Origin of the sequence: Micromonospora marina (assembly GCF_900091565.1) — a bacterium.
In the GTDB taxonomy this organism is placed as follows: domain Bacteria; phylum Actinomycetota; class Actinomycetes; order Mycobacteriales; family Micromonosporaceae; genus Micromonospora; species Micromonospora marina.
The window spans coordinates 84604-99689 of sequence record NZ_FMCV01000018.1 but is presented as its reverse complement, the minus strand read 5'-3'; the positions used below and the strand labels follow the sequence as shown (position 1 = coordinate 99689).

Annotated in this window: 14 protein-coding genes; 7 read left to right on the top strand and 7 right to left on the bottom strand. The window is 73.8% G+C overall.

Features of this window, described 5'->3' with window-relative positions; translation table 11 throughout:
* Window positions 1-40: 40 nt before the first annotated feature.
* Complete coding sequence (locus tag GA0070215_RS19910) at window positions 41-874, bottom strand: hypothetical protein (RefSeq protein WP_026268225.1); 834 nt, start codon at window positions 872-874, stop codon at window positions 41-43.
* A gap of 226 nt (window positions 875-1100) precedes the next feature.
* On the opposite strand from GA0070215_RS19910, the gene GA0070215_RS19905 reads away from it, so the two are divergent.
* Window positions 1101-1370: a hypothetical protein gene (locus tag GA0070215_RS19905; protein WP_244167069.1), complete on the top strand. Its 270-nt coding sequence runs from the start codon at window positions 1101-1103 to the stop codon at window positions 1368-1370.
* 136 nt (window positions 1371-1506) lie between these two features.
* Here GA0070215_RS19905 and GA0070215_RS19900 read toward each other — a convergent pair whose 3' ends face one another.
* Window positions 1507-1818 (bottom strand): hypothetical protein, encoded by a 312-nt coding sequence (locus GA0070215_RS19900; RefSeq protein WP_244167068.1) that lies wholly within the window; start codon window positions 1816-1818, stop codon window positions 1507-1509.
* A complete protein-coding gene (locus GA0070215_RS29225; protein WP_244167067.1) occupies window positions 1812-1988 on the bottom strand; it encodes a hypothetical protein in 177 nt (58 codons plus the stop codon). Before GA0070215_RS29225 ends, GA0070215_RS19900 begins: the two co-directional genes overlap by 7 nt.
* Between GA0070215_RS29225 and GA0070215_RS19895 the strand changes: the two genes are divergently transcribed.
* From GA0070215_RS19895 to GA0070215_RS19875, 5 genes are read left to right on the top strand one after another with little or no spacing between them, the layout of a single operon-like run.
* Window positions 1975-2223, top strand: coding sequence for a hypothetical protein (locus tag GA0070215_RS19895; RefSeq protein ID WP_244167066.1), 249 nt, complete (start codon window positions 1975-1977; stop codon window positions 2221-2223). The two genes, GA0070215_RS29225 and GA0070215_RS19895, sit on opposite strands and share 14 nt — an antisense overlap.
* A gap of 41 nt (window positions 2224-2264) precedes the next feature.
* On the top strand, window positions 2265-3074 hold the full coding sequence (locus tag GA0070215_RS19890) for an ABC transporter ATP-binding protein (RefSeq protein WP_091048425.1): 810 nt from the start codon (window positions 2265-2267) through the stop codon (window positions 3072-3074).
* A 28-nt stretch (window positions 3075-3102) separates the two neighbouring features.
* On the top strand, window positions 3103-4092 hold the full coding sequence (locus GA0070215_RS19885) for an ABC transporter substrate-binding protein (RefSeq protein WP_091048420.1): 990 nt from the start codon (window positions 3103-3105) through the stop codon (window positions 4090-4092).
* A gap of 5 nt (window positions 4093-4097) precedes the next feature.
* On the top strand, window positions 4098-6200 hold the full coding sequence (locus tag GA0070215_RS19880; protein WP_091048416.1) for an iron ABC transporter permease: 2103 nt from the start codon (window positions 4098-4100) through the stop codon (window positions 6198-6200).
* Between the two features lie 45 nt (window positions 6201-6245).
* Window positions 6246-7148: a siderophore-interacting protein gene (locus GA0070215_RS19875; protein WP_091048413.1), complete on the top strand. Its 903-nt coding sequence runs from the start codon at window positions 6246-6248 to the stop codon at window positions 7146-7148.
* Between the two features lie 61 nt (window positions 7149-7209).
* On the opposite strand, the gene GA0070215_RS19870 is transcribed toward GA0070215_RS19875, so the two are convergent.
* Genes GA0070215_RS19870 through GA0070215_RS19855 form a run of 4 tightly spaced genes read right to left on the bottom strand, consistent with a single transcriptional unit; the run spans window position 7210 to window position 12435 of the window.
* Window positions 7210-8994: an IucA/IucC family protein gene (locus GA0070215_RS19870; RefSeq protein WP_091048410.1), complete on the bottom strand. Its 1785-nt coding sequence runs from the start codon at window positions 8992-8994 to the stop codon at window positions 7210-7212.
* Window positions 8991-9575: a GNAT family N-acetyltransferase gene (locus tag GA0070215_RS19865; protein WP_018786817.1), complete on the bottom strand. Its 585-nt coding sequence runs from the start codon at window positions 9573-9575 to the stop codon at window positions 8991-8993. Before GA0070215_RS19865 ends, GA0070215_RS19870 begins: the two co-directional genes overlap by 4 nt.
* Window positions 9572-10858, bottom strand: a complete 1287-nt coding sequence (locus GA0070215_RS19860) for a lysine N(6)-hydroxylase/L-ornithine N(5)-oxygenase family protein (RefSeq protein WP_091048405.1) — start codon at window positions 10856-10858, stop codon at window positions 9572-9574. The genes GA0070215_RS19865 and GA0070215_RS19860 overlap by 4 nt, the downstream gene beginning before the upstream one ends.
* Before the next feature lie 23 nt (window positions 10859-10881).
* Entirely contained in the window at window positions 10882-12435 is a 1554-nt protein-coding gene (locus GA0070215_RS19855; protein ID WP_091048401.1) for a pyridoxal phosphate-dependent decarboxylase family protein, read from the bottom strand.
* A gap of 227 nt (window positions 12436-12662) precedes the next feature.
* On the opposite strand from GA0070215_RS19855, the gene GA0070215_RS19850 reads away from it, so the two are divergent.
* The gene (locus tag GA0070215_RS19850) at window positions 12663-14705 is read left to right on the top strand and encodes a penicillin acylase family protein (protein ID WP_091048397.1); all 2043 of its coding nucleotides are present in this window, start codon (window positions 12663-12665) and stop codon (window positions 14703-14705) included.
* Window positions 14706-15086 lie beyond the last annotated feature (381 nt).

Here is a 15086-nt window from a genome sequence, read left to right as displayed (position 1 = left end):
GGCCCGGCGGGACGTGCACCGCCGGGCTCCGACCGGGCAGTCAGTCCAGGCCGCAGGTGGCGAGCGCGTCCAGGTCCGGCCGTTGGGCGCCGACCCGGTTGAACGCGATCTCGATGCGGTCGAGCGCCGCGACGCGCTTGCTGCGCAGCGGGCCGAGGACGGCGTTGTCGATGAACGCCGGTCCGCCCTCGGGGCGTACCGCGAGCCGGGCGAGGCGGGCGTTCGCCTCGGCGATCTGCTTGTCCAGCGTGGCCAGTTCGGCCTGCACCTGGGCCGCGGCAGCCGCCGGGACGTCCGGCAGCGTGACCCGGGGGCAGTCGACCGTCCGCGCCGCACCGCCGGCGTCGCCGTTCTGCCCCCCGGCGTCGCCGTTCTGGCCTCCCACGTCGCCGTTCTGGCCGCCGGTGCCGCCCTGGGCTCCGCCGTTGACGGCGCTCGGCACGCCCGGGGCGTTGAGCGAGCAGGTGGCGAGCGCGTCCAGATCGGGGCGCTGCGCGCCGATCCGGTTGAAGGCGATCTCGATCCGGTCGAGCACGGCGATCCGCTTGCTGCGCAACGGGCCGAGGATCGCGTTGTTGACGAAGTTCGGGCCGCCCTCGGGCCGGACCGCGAGCCGGGCCAGCCGCTCGTTCTGCCGGGCGATCTCCTGGTCCAGGTTGGCCAGCTCCCGTTCCACCTGGGCCGATGCCGCTGCCGGTACGGCGGGCAGCTTGTCGCGTACGGTCGGGCAGTTCACGGTCTGCGCGGCGGTGGTGGCCGGGCGGCCGTTCTCGCCCGCCGACGCCAGTTGCAGCCCACCGGCGAACAACAGCGCCGCGAGGACGCCCACCCCGCCGACTTTCAGGACCGCGGTCCTGCGCGTACCCCTGGTCATGCACCTCTCCTCTGGTCGAACCGGGAGGGCCGGCGCGGCGGCTGCCGCCCCGTCTCCACGGTGCGAAGTGACGACTGGAGGAATCGTGCTCGTGCCCGCTCCGGCATCGCGGTTCCGGCCGATGTTCCGGTCGGCAGTGGATACGGACGGCGCGTCGGGATCGTTCAGTGCGACAGAGGTTTGACCGCCAACCATCGAGGACTCCCTCGCGTACGGCAACGGCACGTTGAGCAACGGCACGCAGAGCGGCAACGGTGACCGTAACGGCTTCAAGCTCGGCGGCGAGGACATCGCGGTGAACCACACCGTCCGGCGCACCATCGCGTACCGCAACGGCGAGCACGGGTTCACGTACAACCGCAACCCGGGCACCATGACGATCTCGAACAACCTGAGCATCGACCGCTGCGGCACGTACAACGGTGCCCTGGCCCGGTCTCTCATCACCGACGGCCGCCTCACGGTGACCCTGGGCGGCCGCCCCGTCTCCCTCTAGCTGCGGGTCGCGGCATGCCCGTTCGCGCCGAGTCATCTGGGTGAGCTGACAGGTGCCGTTCGAGATGGTCGATGCGGTCCTCGATCAGACCCGTTGTGTGCAGCGGCAGCGGCGTGCGGGTCTATCCCGCCTCCGGCTACTTCGTCACGCACCCGCCGCCGGAGCCGACGTTCCTGATCGGGTACGCGGCGCTGCCCACCGCCCGGATCAGCGAGGGAGTGGCGCTGCTGGCCGGCGCGGTACGGGAAGCGACGGCTCGGATGAACCGGGGCCGGCGGAACCGGTCCCGCTGGGCGTACGGCACTGTGCAGTCGAACACCGCCTTGGCGGTGCGCCCGTCGGCGGACAGCGACCGGGAGTAGCCGGTGTGCTGGCTCGGGTCCAGCGGGAAGCCCTCCCGTTCGGCAAGCACCCGCAGGTCCTGGTCGGCCTGGAACCGGGTCACCATGGCCCACCACGATCCTGGTCGGACTCCACGTCGACGTCCTCGTCCACGCAGAGCACCAGCTCGTCTTCGCCCGGCTCGTGGACACCGGTGCGTTCGACCGGCACCTGCGCCAGCTGCGCGCCGAGTTCCAGCGCCGCGGCCGGGCGGTACGCCAGCATGTCGCGCGCCACCTGCCCGGCGTGGCGCCGGTCCGTGCTGGTGCGCGGCGGCCGGTTCTACGCCCTGCGCGCCGACGACCGGCCACCGGCACTGGTCATCGGGTACGCCGGGGTACGCGGCGCCGAGTTGGGACGAGGACTGGCCGGGGTCGCCGCCGCCTACCGCGACGTCACCGCGCGCCACGAGACACGTGTCGACGTGCGGCGGGCCGCCGATTCCGACCGAAGGACCGGCTTGACAGCGTGATCGGCGCTTAGGTTAGCCTAACCTCCGTGACGAGCAGAACGGTGCGAGCCGACGGCTTGAGCGGCAACGACCTGCGGCTGGGCTACCACGGCACGACAGTGGTGCACGACGCCGCCATCACGCTGCGGCCCGCAGCAGTGACCGCGTTGGTCGGCCCCAACGGCAGCGGCAAGTCGACGCTGCTGCGCGGGCTGGCCCGCCTGCACCCGCTGGAGCACGGCGAGATCGTGCTCGCCGACGGCACGCCGGCCCGGGCGCTGTCCGCCCGGGACTTCGCCAGGCGGGTCACGCTGCTCGCACAGAGCCGCCCCACCCCCAGCGGGGTGACGGTACGGGACGTGGTCGGCTACGGCCGGCACCCGTACCGGCAGCGGTGGCGCGCGAACGACCTCGACGGACCGGCCGCGATCGACCGGGCCATGCGGGTCACGGGCGTCGACGGCATGGCCGGCCGTCCGGTCGACGAGCTGTCCGGCGGCGAGCTGCAACGGGTCTGGCTGGCCACCTGCCTGGCCCAGGACACCGCGATCCTGCTGCTGGACGAGCCGACCACGTTCCTGGACCTGCGCTACCAGGTGGAGATCCTCGACCTGATGCGCGAACTCGCCGACACCGCCGGCGTCGCCGTCGGTGTGGTGCTGCACGACCTCAACCAGGCCGCCGCCGTCGCCGACCAGGTCGTGCTCCTGCACGAAGGCCGGGTCCGCGGCGCCGGCACTCCGCACGAGGTGTTCACCGAGGCGGCGCTCACCGAGGCGTACGGCATCCGCGTCGAGGTGACGGTCGACCCGCTCACCAACCTGCTCTCCACTCGTCCCGTCGGTCGGCACACGACCCGCGTCTCCGCCTGACCGACTCCTGCCCACAGAAGAGAAACCGATGTTGCGTACCCGTTTGACCCTGCTCGCCGCCGCCGCGGCGGGCGCGCTGCTGATCGCCGGCTGCGGCACCACCGAGGAGCCCGCCGCCGCACCGTCCCCCTCCGACGCCGCTCCCACCGGCCCGGTCACCGTCACCGACAGCCGGGGCAAGACCATCACCCTCAAGAGCCCGGCGAGCAAGGTCGTCGGCCTGGAGTGGGGCGAGGTGGAGATGCTCGTCGGCCTCGGCGTGATGCCGGTCGGCGTGGCCGACCCGACGGGGTACGCCACCTGGGTGACCGCCGCCCCGCTCGACCCGGGCGTCAAGGACGTCGGCACCCGGGGTGAGCCGAGCGTCGACTCGATCGTCGCCCTCCAGCCGGACCTCGTGGTGATGGAGGCCGAGCGCGGCTCCGCCGTCGTCACCCAGCTGGAGAAGTACGTCCCGGTGCTGGTCACCAAGGGCAGCGACGCCGCCGACAACATCGGCCGGATGCGCTCGGACCTGAAGATGATCGCCACCGCGACCGGTCGTACCGCGCAGGCGGACAAGCTGCTCGCCGACTTCGACGCCGCCCTCGCCGACGGCAAGAAGAAGATCGCCGACGCCGGTGCGGCCGGCGAGCAGTTCGCCTTCGCCGACGGTTGGAAGGAGGGCAGCACCGTCTCCATCCGGATGTTCGGCCAGGGCGCGTTCGTGTCCCAGCTCGGCATCCAGCTCGGCCTCGAGAACGCCTGGACCGGCAAGACCGACGAGATGTGGGGCCTCGGTCAGACCGACGTCGAGGGCATGACCGTCCTCAAGGGCCAGGATCTGCACTTCTTCTACAACGCCTCGGACGGCACCGACGTCTTCGCCGACGGCCTCGCCGGCAACGCGATCTGGCGCTCCCTGCCGTTCGTGCAGCAGAGCAAGCTGCACAAGATGCCCAACGGCATCTGGACGTTCGGCGGCACGCTGTCCGCCAAGCAGTACATCGACGAGCTCGTCAAGGTCTACACGGCTTGAGCGCGATGACCGCCCCCGCCCCACCGGGGCCGGCCACCCGGCCGGCCCCGGTCGGGCCGCCGCCCGCCCGGCGCAGCCGGGTCGCCGGCGCGTTCACCCTCGCCGCGGTGCTGCTCGTCACCATCACCGCGGTGCACCTCACCCAGGGCACGTCGTCGGTGGGGGCGCTGGACCTGCTCCGGCTGCTCACCGGCGGCGACGACGAGACCGCCCGGGTGCTGGTCGCCTCCCGTCTGCCCCGGCTGCTCACCGGGCTGGCCGTCGGTGCCGCGCTCGGTTTCGCCGGTGCGGCGTTGCAGTCGACCACCCGCAACCCGCTCGCCTCGCCGGACACGCTCGCCGTCAACGCGGGCGCGCACCTGGCGATCGTCGCCACCGCCGCGTTCGGGATCGCGCTGCCGGCGCTGCCCGCGGGCGGGCTGGCGTTCTGCGGCGGCCTCGCCGCCGCCTCCCTGGTCATGCTGCTCTCGGCCGGCGGCCAGGCCGCCACCACCCGGCTCATTCTCGCCGGCTCGGCCACCGCGATGGCGCTGGCCTCGCTGACCATGCTGCTCCTGCTGCTGTTCGAGCAGTCCACCATCGGCCTGTTCGCCTGGGGCAACGGCTCGCTCGTGCAGGGCGACCTGGTCGCGTTCACCCAGCTCGCCCCCGTGATCGGGGTCGCAGCGCTGCTGCTGGTGGCGCTCGGGCACCGGCTGGACCTGCTCGCCCTCGGCGACGACACCGCCACCGTGCTCGGGCTCAACGTACGCCGTACCCGGCTCTGGGTGGTGCTGCTCGCCGTGCTGCTCTCCGCCGCGGCGGTCACCCTCGCCGGGCCGATCGGGTTCGTCGGCCTCGGCGCTCCGGTGATCGTCCGGCTGCTCGGCCGGTGGGTGCCCGAGGTCCACCGGCACCGCATCCTGATGCCGCTGGCCGGCATCGTCGGCGTCGTCATCGTGCTCGGCTCCGACGTGCTGCTGCGCGCCGTCCTCGGCGGGCAGGCCGGTGTCGACGTGCCGACCGGCGTGGTGACCACACTCTTCGGCGCGGTGCTGCTGATCTGGTTGGCCCGCCGTCACCGCGACGCCGGACCCACCCGGCAGGCGCCGGGCGGCCACGCGGCAGTCCGCTCCCGCGGCTTCGTCGCGGTCGTCGTCGCGGCCTGCGCGGTCGTCGTCACCGCCGCGCTGGTGCTCGGCATGCTGGCCGGGGACACCTGGGTGCTGCTCGGCGACATCGTCAACTGGGTGCAGGGCCGCACCGGCCCGGCGTACACATTCGTGCTGGACGCCCGCTGGCCGCGGGTCGCCGCGGCACTGCTGGCCGGCGCCGCGCTGGCCCTGGCCGGCACCACTGTGCAGGCGGTGTGCCGCAACCCGCTCGCCGAACCGGGCATCCTCGGCATCACCGGCGGCGCCGGCATCGGCGCGGTGTCGCTGCTGACGTTCGCGCCGATGGCCGGCGTGCTCGCCCTGTCCGGCGCCGCCGGTCTCGGCGCGGTCGCCGCGTTCGCGCTGGTCTACGGCCTCGCCCGGCGGCGCGGCCTCAACTCCGACCGGCTGGTGCTGATCGGGTTCGCGGTCTGGCAGGGCGGTACGGCGATCATCACGTTCATCGTGGTCTCGTCCGACCCGTGGAACACCGGCAAGGCACTGACCTGGCTGTCCGGCTCCACCTACGGGCGTACCGCCCCGCAGGTGTTGCCGGTGGCGATCGCGCTGCTGGTCGCGCTGCCGGTGGTGGCCGCCGTACGCCGCGAACTGGACCTGCTCGCGCTCGACGACGACACGCCCCGGGTGCTCGGCGTCCGGCTGGAACGCGCCCGGCTGGTCGCGCTCGGCCTGGCGGCGCTGCTCACCGCCACCGCCGTGTCGGCGGTCGGCGTGATCGGCTTCGTCGGCCTGGTCGCGCCGCACGCCGCCCGGGCACTCGTCGGCGGGCGGCACACCCGCGTCCTACCGGTCGCGGTGCTGCTCGGCGCCACCCTGGTCAGCCTCGCCGACACGCTCGGCCGCAGCGTGATCGCACCCGCCCAGGTTCCCGCCGGTCTGGTCACCGCCATGATCGGCACCCCGTACTTCGTCTGGCTGCTGTGGCGTTCCCGCGCCGCGGCCGCCGCCCGTTGACCCGTTCACCGACGCGCCGCCCGGCGGCCGTGAGAGGAATGACGCATGACCAGCACCCTGGCCGTCGCGCCCTGGCGAGTCTTCTCCGTGGAGGTCCGTGCCCTGCGCCGGCTCGGCCGGTCGTTCCTGCGGGTGACGCTCACCGGCCCGGACCTGGACCGGTTCGCCGACAACGGGTACGACCAGCGGATCAAGCTGGCCCTGCCGCCGGTCGACGGGGCGCCGGGGGAACTGCCCGACGGGCCGGACTGGTTCCCGCGGTGGCGTGAGCTGCCGGACGGGCTGCGCAGCCCGATCCGCACCTACACCGTGCGCGCCGTCCGGCCGGAGGCGTACGAGGTGGACGTGGACATGGCGCTGCACGGCGACGGCGGCCCGGCCACCCGCTGGGCGCGGCGGGCCCGCCTCGGCGACCGGATCGCCGTGGTCGGCCCCGACGCCGGGTGGGACGGCCCGCACGGCGGGGTCGAGTTCCAGCCGCCGGCCGGCGCGACGCTGCTGCTCGTCGGCGACGAGACCGCCGCACCGGCGATCTGCGCGATCCTGGAGCGGCTGCCCGCCGACGCGCGCGGGCACGCGCTGGTGGAGGTGCCGGAGACCGGCGACGAACTGCCCTGCGCGGCGCCGGCCGGCGTCACGGTGACCTGGCTGCCCCGCGACGGCGCCCCGCACGGCAGCCGGCTCACCCCGGCCGTGACGAGCCTGGCCGCCCGGCTGGTGCCCGTACCGGTGGCGGCGGCCGTCGCGCCGCTGGCCGAGGTGGACGTGGACCGGGACGTCCTCTGGGAGGTGCCGGAGCGGCCCGACGGCGCGGCGCTCTACGCCTGGCTGGCCGGGGAGGCGGCGGTGATCCGCGGCCTGCGCCGCCACCTGGTCACCGAGCGGGGCATGGACCGGTGCGCGGTGGCGTTCATGGGCTACTGGCGGGCCGGCCGCGCGGAGAACTGATCGGCCGCACCGGGTGCACCGGTGGAGCGGGCCGGCGCGCCAGGCGCGCCGGCCCGCTCCGTCATCCGCGTGGCGCGTACGGGGCGAGCGGATTGACCAGGGTGCCGGCGAACTGCAACGCGGCCGACGGGTCGGACAGGTCCACCATCTGCTGGTTGTTGCGCAGCTGGAGCCGGTTGAGGCAGGACAGCGTGAACTCCGGCGCGAACAGGTCGTGCCGACGCATCCGGTCGGCCAGGTGCGGCACCGTCGCGGCGTAGTCGGCGGCGCACTCGGCCACCGTGCGCCAGAACCCGTCCTGGTCGAGCACGCCCTGGGTGTGCAGGGCGGCGCTCAGGTGCCGCAGGAAGCAGTCGAAGACGTCGGTGAAGATGGACAGGATCTTCTCGTCCTCTCCGATGGCGGCCCGGATCCGCCGCACCCGCTCCGGCAGGTCCGCGTCCGGGTCCATCACCACGATCTCCTCGGCGATGTCCTTGAACACGACCCGTTCCACCACGCCGCCGTCGAGCACCAGGATGACGTTCTCGCCGTGCGGCATGAACGCCAGGTCGTAGGCGTACAGGCTGTGCAGCAGCGGCACCAGGTAGGCGTCCAGGTAGCGGCGCAACCAGTCGGCCGGGGCCAGCCCGGACTCGTCGATCAGCGCGGCCGCGAGCGACCGGCCGTCGGAGTCCAGGTGCAGCAGCGAGGCCATGGTGGCCAGTCGGTGCCCGGGCTCCAGTCCCGGCACCGGGCTCTCCCGCCACAGCGCCGCCAGCATCTTCCGGTACGGGGAGTACCTGTCGGTCGCCGCCTCGTACTGCCGGTGCCGGTAACCGATCGCGGCCCGCTCCCGGATGATCGACAGGCCGGTGCGCTTGAGCACCGGGTCACCCTCGATCAGCCCGGCCAGCCAGTCGTTGATGGCGGGCGTCGCCTCCATGTACGCGGCGGACAGCCCGCGCATGAAGCCCATGTTCAGCACCGACAGCGCGGTCTTGACGTAGTGCTTGGCCGGGTCGGTGACGTTGAAGAAGGTACGGATCGACTGCTGCGCGAGGTACTCGTCCGGCCCTTCGCCGAGGCAGACCAGCCGGCGCCGGGCCACCTCACCGGCGAACGTGACGGCCAGCTTGTTCCACCACTGCCACGGGTGCACCGGGAAGAACAGGTAGTCGGCCGGGTCCAGGCCCAGCCCGGTGAGCGTGGCGGTGAACCCGGCCAGCGCCTCCTCGCCCAGCTCGGCCCGGACCAGCGTGTCGTAGTCCAGGTCGTCGGCGCAGGTGAAGGTGGTGTGGTCGCGGTGCGCGGCGAGCCAGAGCAGCCGGACCGGCGCGGCGGCCTCCGGGGCGTACGCGTGGTACTCGTGCACGCCGAAGCCGATGCGGCCGTTGTTGGCGACGAAGCAGGGATGCCCCTCGGTCATGCCGGTCTCGATCTCCTGGAAGCCGGCGGCGGCCAGCTCGGCGGCGCTCAGCGCGGGCTTGGCGAGCTTGTACGCGGTCCCGGCGAGCGTGGAGGTGATCTCCTCCAGGTAGACCGGCAGGATCGCGTCGGTGAGGCCGAGCGCGCCGCGCAGCTCCACGCACAGGTCCACGGCGTCGGGCGGCAGGTCCGCGCCGTCGCGGCGGCGCACGATGCTGTCCGCGTCGACCTGCCAGTGGTCCAGTGCCAGCCGCTGCGCGGCGAACCGGTACTCGACGGTGCCGTCGTCGCTGCGGACCAGCCACCGCCCGGGGCCGTCGGGCTCGGGGCTGATCAGGCGCTCGTGGGCGAACTCGGCGAGCGCCTTGCGCACCAGCAGCCGGTTCGCCGTCGCCCACGCCTCGGGGGTCAGATGGTCCACTGATGCGCTGGCGTTCACGCCGGTGCCCCTTCCTCGGTGACGGGCGCGCCGGTGGCGGCCCGGAACTGGTCCCGGGTGCAGACGCTGAGCAGCGCCTCCTTCTCGGGCTTGCGGATCGGGCCGGCGACGGTGAACCCGACCGCGGCGTTGAGCGCGTGCACGGCGGTGTTGCGCACGTCCGGCTCCACCACCACCCGGCGCGTCGCCGGATCGGCGAACAGCCAGGCCATCACCGTGGTGATGACGGCCCGGGTGAAGCCGTGCACCGGCGTGCCGGCCGGTGCGCAGAGGAAGTGCATGCCCACGTCGCCGGGCTCCGGGTCGTAGAGGCCGGCCAGCTCGACGTGGGCCGGGTCGTACCGCTCGGCCAGGAACGCCGGGGTGCCGCGCCACGATCCCAGGTACGCGTCGTGGTGCGGGTGGTCGGCGATGCGCCGGTACTCGGCGGCGACGGCGGCCACGTCGGCGTCCTGCATCAGCCAGAACGCGGACTTGGGATGGGTGACCCAGCGGTGCAGCAGCGCGGCGTCGGCGTCCGGGTCCAGCGGGCGCAGCGTGAACTCGCCGAGCGCGTCGTCGACGCGGGTGAACCCGGTCATGAGGGCATTCCGGCGGGCGCGCCGAACTCCTGGAACGCGATGGCCTTCTCGATCGGGTAGTACTCCCGGCCGGTCAGCTCCCGGATCAGCCACGAGTTGCGGTACGGGCCCATGCCCAGGTCGGGCGAGGTGATGCTGTGCGTGTGGGTGCCGCCGTTCTGGAGGAACACGCCCCGGCCGGTGTGGTCGACGCTGTAGTTGCGGGCCACGTCGAAGCGGCCGTGCGCGTCGAAGCGGAGCCGGTCGCGTACCGGTGTGAGGAACTCCGGCACCCGGTAGTGGTAGCCGGTGGCCAGCACCAGCCCCGCGGTGTCGAGCGTGAACGCGCGGTCCTGCTCGGTGTGGCGCAGCCCGAGCCGGTAGCGGCCGTCGGCGTACGCCGCCTCGACCAGCTCGGTGTTCGTCAGCAGCCGGGTCGGTGCCGGGCCGTGCAGGCTCTTGGCGTACAGCAGGTCGTAGATGTCGTTGATCAGGTCGGCGTTGATGCCCTTGAACAGCGGCTTCTGCGCGGCCTCCAGCGCGTAGCGGGTCGGCTCGGGCAGCGCGTGGAAGTAGTCCACGTAGTCCGGCGAGGTCATCTCCAGCGTGAGCTTGGTGTACTCCAGCGGGAAGAACCGGGGCGAGCGGGTCACCCAGGTGAGCTGGTAGCCGTACGTGTCGATGTCGCCGAGCAGGTCGTGGTAGATCTCGGCGGCGCTCTGGCCGCTGCCGACGACGGTGATGCTGTCCTTGGCCCGCAGCGCGTCCCGGTGCTCCAGGTAGCGCGAGTTGTGGATCATGTCACCGCCCAGCCCGGCGCAGGCCGGCGGCAGGTACGGCGGCGTGCCGGTGCCGAGCACGAGGTGCCGGGCCCGGTGGGTGACCGGCCCGTCCGGGGTGTCCGCGTGCACCACGTACCGGTGGTCGGTCTCGTCGTACTCGACCGCGGTGACGCTGTGCCGGAAGCGCAGGTTCGGCAGCTTGGCGGCGGCCCAGCGGCAGTAGTCGTTGTACTCGGCGCGCAGCGGGAAGAAGCTCTCCCGGATGTAGAACGGGTAGAGCCGGCCGGTCTCCTTGAGGTAGCTCAGGAACGAGTACGGCGAGGTGGGGTCGGCGAGGGTGACCAGGTCGGCGATGAACGGCGTCTGGAGCCGGGTGGATTCGAGCAGCATGCCGGGATGCCAGTCGAAGCTGTCGCGGGCCTCCAGGAACAGGCCGTCGAGGTCGTCGATCGGCGCGGTGAGGCAGGCCAGGCCGAGGTTGTAGGGGCCCAGCCCGACGGCGATGAAGTCGTGGGTCGGCATGTTCTCGTTCTCCTCGGCGGGGGTCAGACCGGGCAGGACAGTTCGGCGGCGGCCGCGGTCCGGGCGTACCAGGCGGCGTGGTCGGCGATGAGGTCCAGCACGTAGGCGATGTCGTCCACTGTGGTCTCGGGGTTGAGCAGGGTGAGCTTGAGGTGGTGGGCGCCGTCGACCTTGGTGCCGGCGACCAGGGCCGCGCCGGAGGCGGCGAGCGCGTCGCGGGCGTGCAGGTTGGCCTCGTCGATCAGGCCGGGCGTGAGACCGGGCTCCCGGTATCGGAAGACCACGGTGCTCAGCTGCGACGGCGCGGCCACCTCGAAGCGCGGGTCGGCGTCGAGCCGGCGCCACGCCTGCGCCGCGAGGTCGACCACCTGGTCGAACAGCGCGCCGATCGCGTCCGGTCCCATGATCCGCAGGGTCAGCCAGAGTTTGCACGCGTCGAACCGGCGGGTGGTCTGGATGCTCTTGTCGACCTGGTTCGGGATGCCCTGCTCGACCGCGCGGGCCGGGTTGAGGTAGTCGGCGTGCCAGGTGGCATGGCGCAGCACCCGGCCGTCGCGGACCAGCAGCGCGCTGGAGCTGACCGGCTGGAAGAACGACTTGTGGTAGTCGACGGTCACCGACGCCGCCCGTTCGATGCCGTCGAGCAGGTGCCGGCGGGTGGGGGAGACCAGCAGCCCGCATCCGTACGCGGCGTCGACGTGCAGCCAGACGCCCGCGGCGGCGCAGATGTCGGCGATCTCCGGCAGCGGGTCGACGGTGCCGAAGTCGGTGGTGCCGGCGGTGGCGACGACGGCCATCACCACCTGGCCGTCGCGGTGGCAGCGGTCGATCGCGCGGGTCAGCTCGTCGGTGCGCATCCGGCGGCCGGCGTCGGTGGGCACGGTGAGCACCGCGTCGGCGGCCAGGCCGAGCAGCTTGGCGGCCTTCTGCACGCTGAAGTGCCCGGCCGCGGAGGTGAGGATGCGCAGCCGGGAGAGCACCTGGGGCCGGTCCGGCCGGGTGGCGGCGCCACCGACCACAGTGCGGTACGCCTCCTCCCGCGCCAGCAGCATCGCCTGGAGGTTCGACTGGGTGCCGCCGCTGGTGAACACGCCGTCGGCGGTCGGCCCCAGCCCGATGCGCCCGGCCGTCCACTCGATCAGGCGCCGCTCCATCAGCGTCGCGCCGGCGCTCTGGTCCCAGGTGTCCAGCGAGGAGTTGACCGCGCTGAGCACCGCCTCGCCGAGCAGCGCCGGGATGACCACCGGGCAGTTCAGGTGGGCGAGGTAGCGGGGGTGATGGAAGTACACCGCGTCACGCAGCCACACGTCGTGCAGCTCGTCCAGGGCGGCGTCGGTGTCGCCCAGCGGCCGGTCGAGGTCGATGGCGTCGATGAGTGGCGCCAGTTCGCCGGGCGTGACGCCGGTGAACGGCCGGTCCGCCTCGCCCACCCGGCGGGCCACCCGGTCGACGCCGCGCGCCAGCACGTCCCGGTACCGCCCGAGCGAGCCGGCGTTGAACAGGTGGCCGCGTGCCGCGGCGGCGGCGCGGCCGGTGTCGGCGGGCGCGGCGCCGGTCGGGCTCCCGATCGAACTCATGCGACTTCCCAGCGTCGTACGGACAGGATGTGCGGCGACAGCCGCGACGATCAGGTTAGGTTAGGGTGCCCTAACTATCAAGCGCGAGTCGGGGTGCCTGGTCCCACACCCGCCGTCGGTTGGCGTCCCACACGTGTCGCGGTAAGGTCGCCCTCGGTTAGGGGAGGTTATCCTAAGTTGACTGTCGAACGGAACCGTCGCCCGGCGCGCCGGGGCGGCGCGGCGCGATGACGAGCGTCGATCGCGACAGGTGGGGTGTGCCCCGGTTGTGGGCCGCCGACGTCGACGCGCTGGCGCGTCTGCAGGGACGCGTCGCCGCGCTGGACCGGGCCTGGCAGATCAGCGTCGAACGATGGCGGGCCGAGGGCCGCCTGGCCGCCCACGTCGGCCCGGCGGAGCTGGCGTGGGACCGGTTCGCCCGCCGCGTACGGCTGGACGACACCGCCCGGCGCTGCTACGAACGGCTGGAACCGGACACCCGGCGGTGGGTCGAGGCGTACGTCGACGGGGTCAACTCGGGACTCGCCGAGGGCGCCGCCGCCGCGCCGGAGTTCGCCGCCACCGGTACCGGGCCCGAACCGTGGCAGCCCTGGTCGCCGCTCGGCGTCTTCCTCGTCCAGCACGTGCTCTTCTCCACCTTCCCGAACAAGCTCTGGCACGCGCACGTGGCCCGGACGCTCGGACCCGGTGCGACCGGGTTGTTCGCGGTCGAGGGACCGGCGTCGGCGGGCAGCAACGCCTGGGCGCTGCCCGCCGACCCGGCCACCGGGCGCGGCCCGGTGATCGCCGGTGACCCGCACCGGCTGCTCGAACTCCCCGGCGTCTACCAGCAGGTCCGGCTGGCCTGTCCGGAGTTCGACGTGGTCGGCCTCGCCTTCCCCGGCGTGCCGGGCGTGCCGCACTTCGGCCACACCGGCCACGTGGCCTGGGCCGTCACCAACGCGATGGCCGACTACCAGGACCTCTACCGCGAACGGCTGCGCCGCGACGGCGACCGGGTGCTGGTGCGCGACGCCGACGGCTGGACCCCCGCCACGCGCCACGTCGAGGAGATCGAGGTTCGCGGCGGCGCCCCGGAGCCGGTCGAGGTGATCGAGACGCCCCGCGGGCCGGTGATCGACCACGACCGGGTCACCGGCGAGGCGATCGCGCTGCGCACCCCGAGCCGGGTCGAGGCCCGCCTCGGCTTCGAGGCGTTGCTGCCGCTGCTGCGCGCGCGGCGTACCGGCGACGTCGCCGACGCGCTGCGGCACTGGGTCGAGCCGGTCAACAGCGTGCTCGCCGCCGACACCGGCGGCGGTGTCCGCCGCCTGGTCGCCGGCCTGGTCCCGGTACGCGACGAGCGGTGCCGCCGGGAACCCGTGCCCGCCTGGGAGCCGCGGTACCGGTGGCGGGGCGACTACCTGCCGCTGGTCGACGAGCCGGTCGACGGCGTGGCGGTCTGCGCCAACGACCGGCGCGACGACGTCGCAGCGCACGGTGCCGACTTCGCCCCGCCGCACCGGGCCCGCCGGATCCGGGCACTGCTCGCCGAGGGCGCCGGGTCGTCCACTGTGCACACCGACGACCGGCTCCCGGCCGGCCCGCTGCACCGGCTGCTCGATCGGCTGGACCCGGACCGGTTCGACGAACCCGCCCGTGCGCTGCTACTGCGGCTGCGCGGATGGGACCGGGCGATGGCGGCCGGCTCGGCCGAGGCCGGCGCGTACGCGGCCTGGCGGGCGGCGCTGGCCCGGCGGTTGCGCGTACACCCGAGGTTGCGTGCCCTCGACGAGCCGTGCGGATTCGACGAACTGTTCGCCCCCTGGACCGGACCGGCGGCCCGGATCGGCCTGGCGCTGGACAACCTGGCGGCCCACCTCGGCGCCGACGTCGTGGAACCGGCCGCCGAGGCGCTGGCCGAGGTGGCCGCCGGTCCGGCGCCCGGCGAGTGGGGCGGCCGGCACGTGCTGCACCCGGTGCACCTCGGCGTCGCGCCGGCGGTCACCGACGCGGTGACGGCGATGCGGCAGCGGGTTGCGCTGGCCGGTGACACCGACTGCGTGCTGGCCACGTCGAGCGTGCCGGGTTTCTCCGACGCCTGCTGGCGCGGCCCGGTGGCCCGCTACGTGTGGGACCTGGCCGACCGGGCGGCCAGCCGGTGGATCGTGCCGTTCGGCGCCTCCGGGCGCCCCGGCGACCCGCACTTCGCCGACCAGCTGGCCCACTGGGCCGCCGGGACGCTGATCCCGGTGCCGGCCGGCCCCCTGCCGGGAGACGAGACGACGTGATCCACGGATCCCCGGCCTCGGCGAGCCGCCGCGGGAGGCGTGACGCTCCCGGCCGCGTCCCGGCCCGGCGCGGAGCCGGTCGGCCAGGTACCGCACCGTACCGGCGTACGCCGGGTCGTCCTCGGACGGCAGGTGGCCCTTGATCGGCGGCGGGGCCGTAGCCGGGCAGCAGCACCCCGTTGCCGCTGCGCACCAGGTAGGTGATGCGCCGGGCCAGTTCCGGCACGGCCCGCTCGGCGTAGCAGGGTGACGCGCGCGGCGCCGACGTCGGCCCGGAGGACCCGGCCGTCGTGGACCGGGCGGCCATACGCCGGTTGGTCGAGGGCGCGCCGCCGGGGAGCACCGGCTCACCCTGCGCGCCGAGCGGCCCGGCCTCCGCGC

What these genes read in the sequence shown, in the direction of transcription:
- GA0070215_RS19880 (WP_091048416.1), top strand. Translation starts at nt 4,098, where the DNA reads ATGACCGCCCCCGCCCCACCGGGGCCGGCCACCCGGCCGGCCCCGGTC.
- GA0070215_RS19885 (WP_091048420.1), top strand. Translation starts at nt 3,103, where the DNA reads ATGTTGCGTACCCGTTTGACCCTGCTCGCCGCCGCCGCGGCGGGCGCG.
- GA0070215_RS19850 (WP_091048397.1), top strand. Translation starts at nt 12,663, where the DNA reads ATGACGAGCGTCGATCGCGACAGGTGGGGTGTGCCCCGGTTGTGGGCC.
- GA0070215_RS19860 (WP_091048405.1), bottom strand. Translation starts at nt 10,858, where the DNA reads ATGCCGACCCACGACTTCATCGCCGTCGGGCTGGGCCCCTACAACCTC.
- GA0070215_RS19910 (WP_026268225.1), bottom strand. Translation starts at nt 874, where the DNA reads ATGACCAGGGGTACGCGCAGGACCGCGGTCCTGAAAGTCGGCGGGGTG.
- GA0070215_RS19855 (WP_091048401.1), bottom strand. Translation starts at nt 12,435, where the DNA reads ATGAGTTCGATCGGGAGCCCGACCGGCGCCGCGCCCGCCGACACCGGC.
- GA0070215_RS19865 (WP_018786817.1), bottom strand. Translation starts at nt 9,575, where the DNA reads ATGACCGGGTTCACCCGCGTCGACGACGCGCTCGGCGAGTTCACGCTG.
- GA0070215_RS19875 (WP_091048413.1), top strand. Translation starts at nt 6,246, where the DNA reads ATGACCAGCACCCTGGCCGTCGCGCCCTGGCGAGTCTTCTCCGTGGAG.
- GA0070215_RS19900 (WP_244167068.1), bottom strand. Translation starts at nt 1,818, where the DNA reads ATGGTGACCCGGTTCCAGGCCGACCAGGACCTGCGGGTGCTTGCCGAA.
- GA0070215_RS19895 (WP_244167066.1), top strand. Translation starts at nt 1,975, where the DNA reads ATGTCGCGCGCCACCTGCCCGGCGTGGCGCCGGTCCGTGCTGGTGCGC.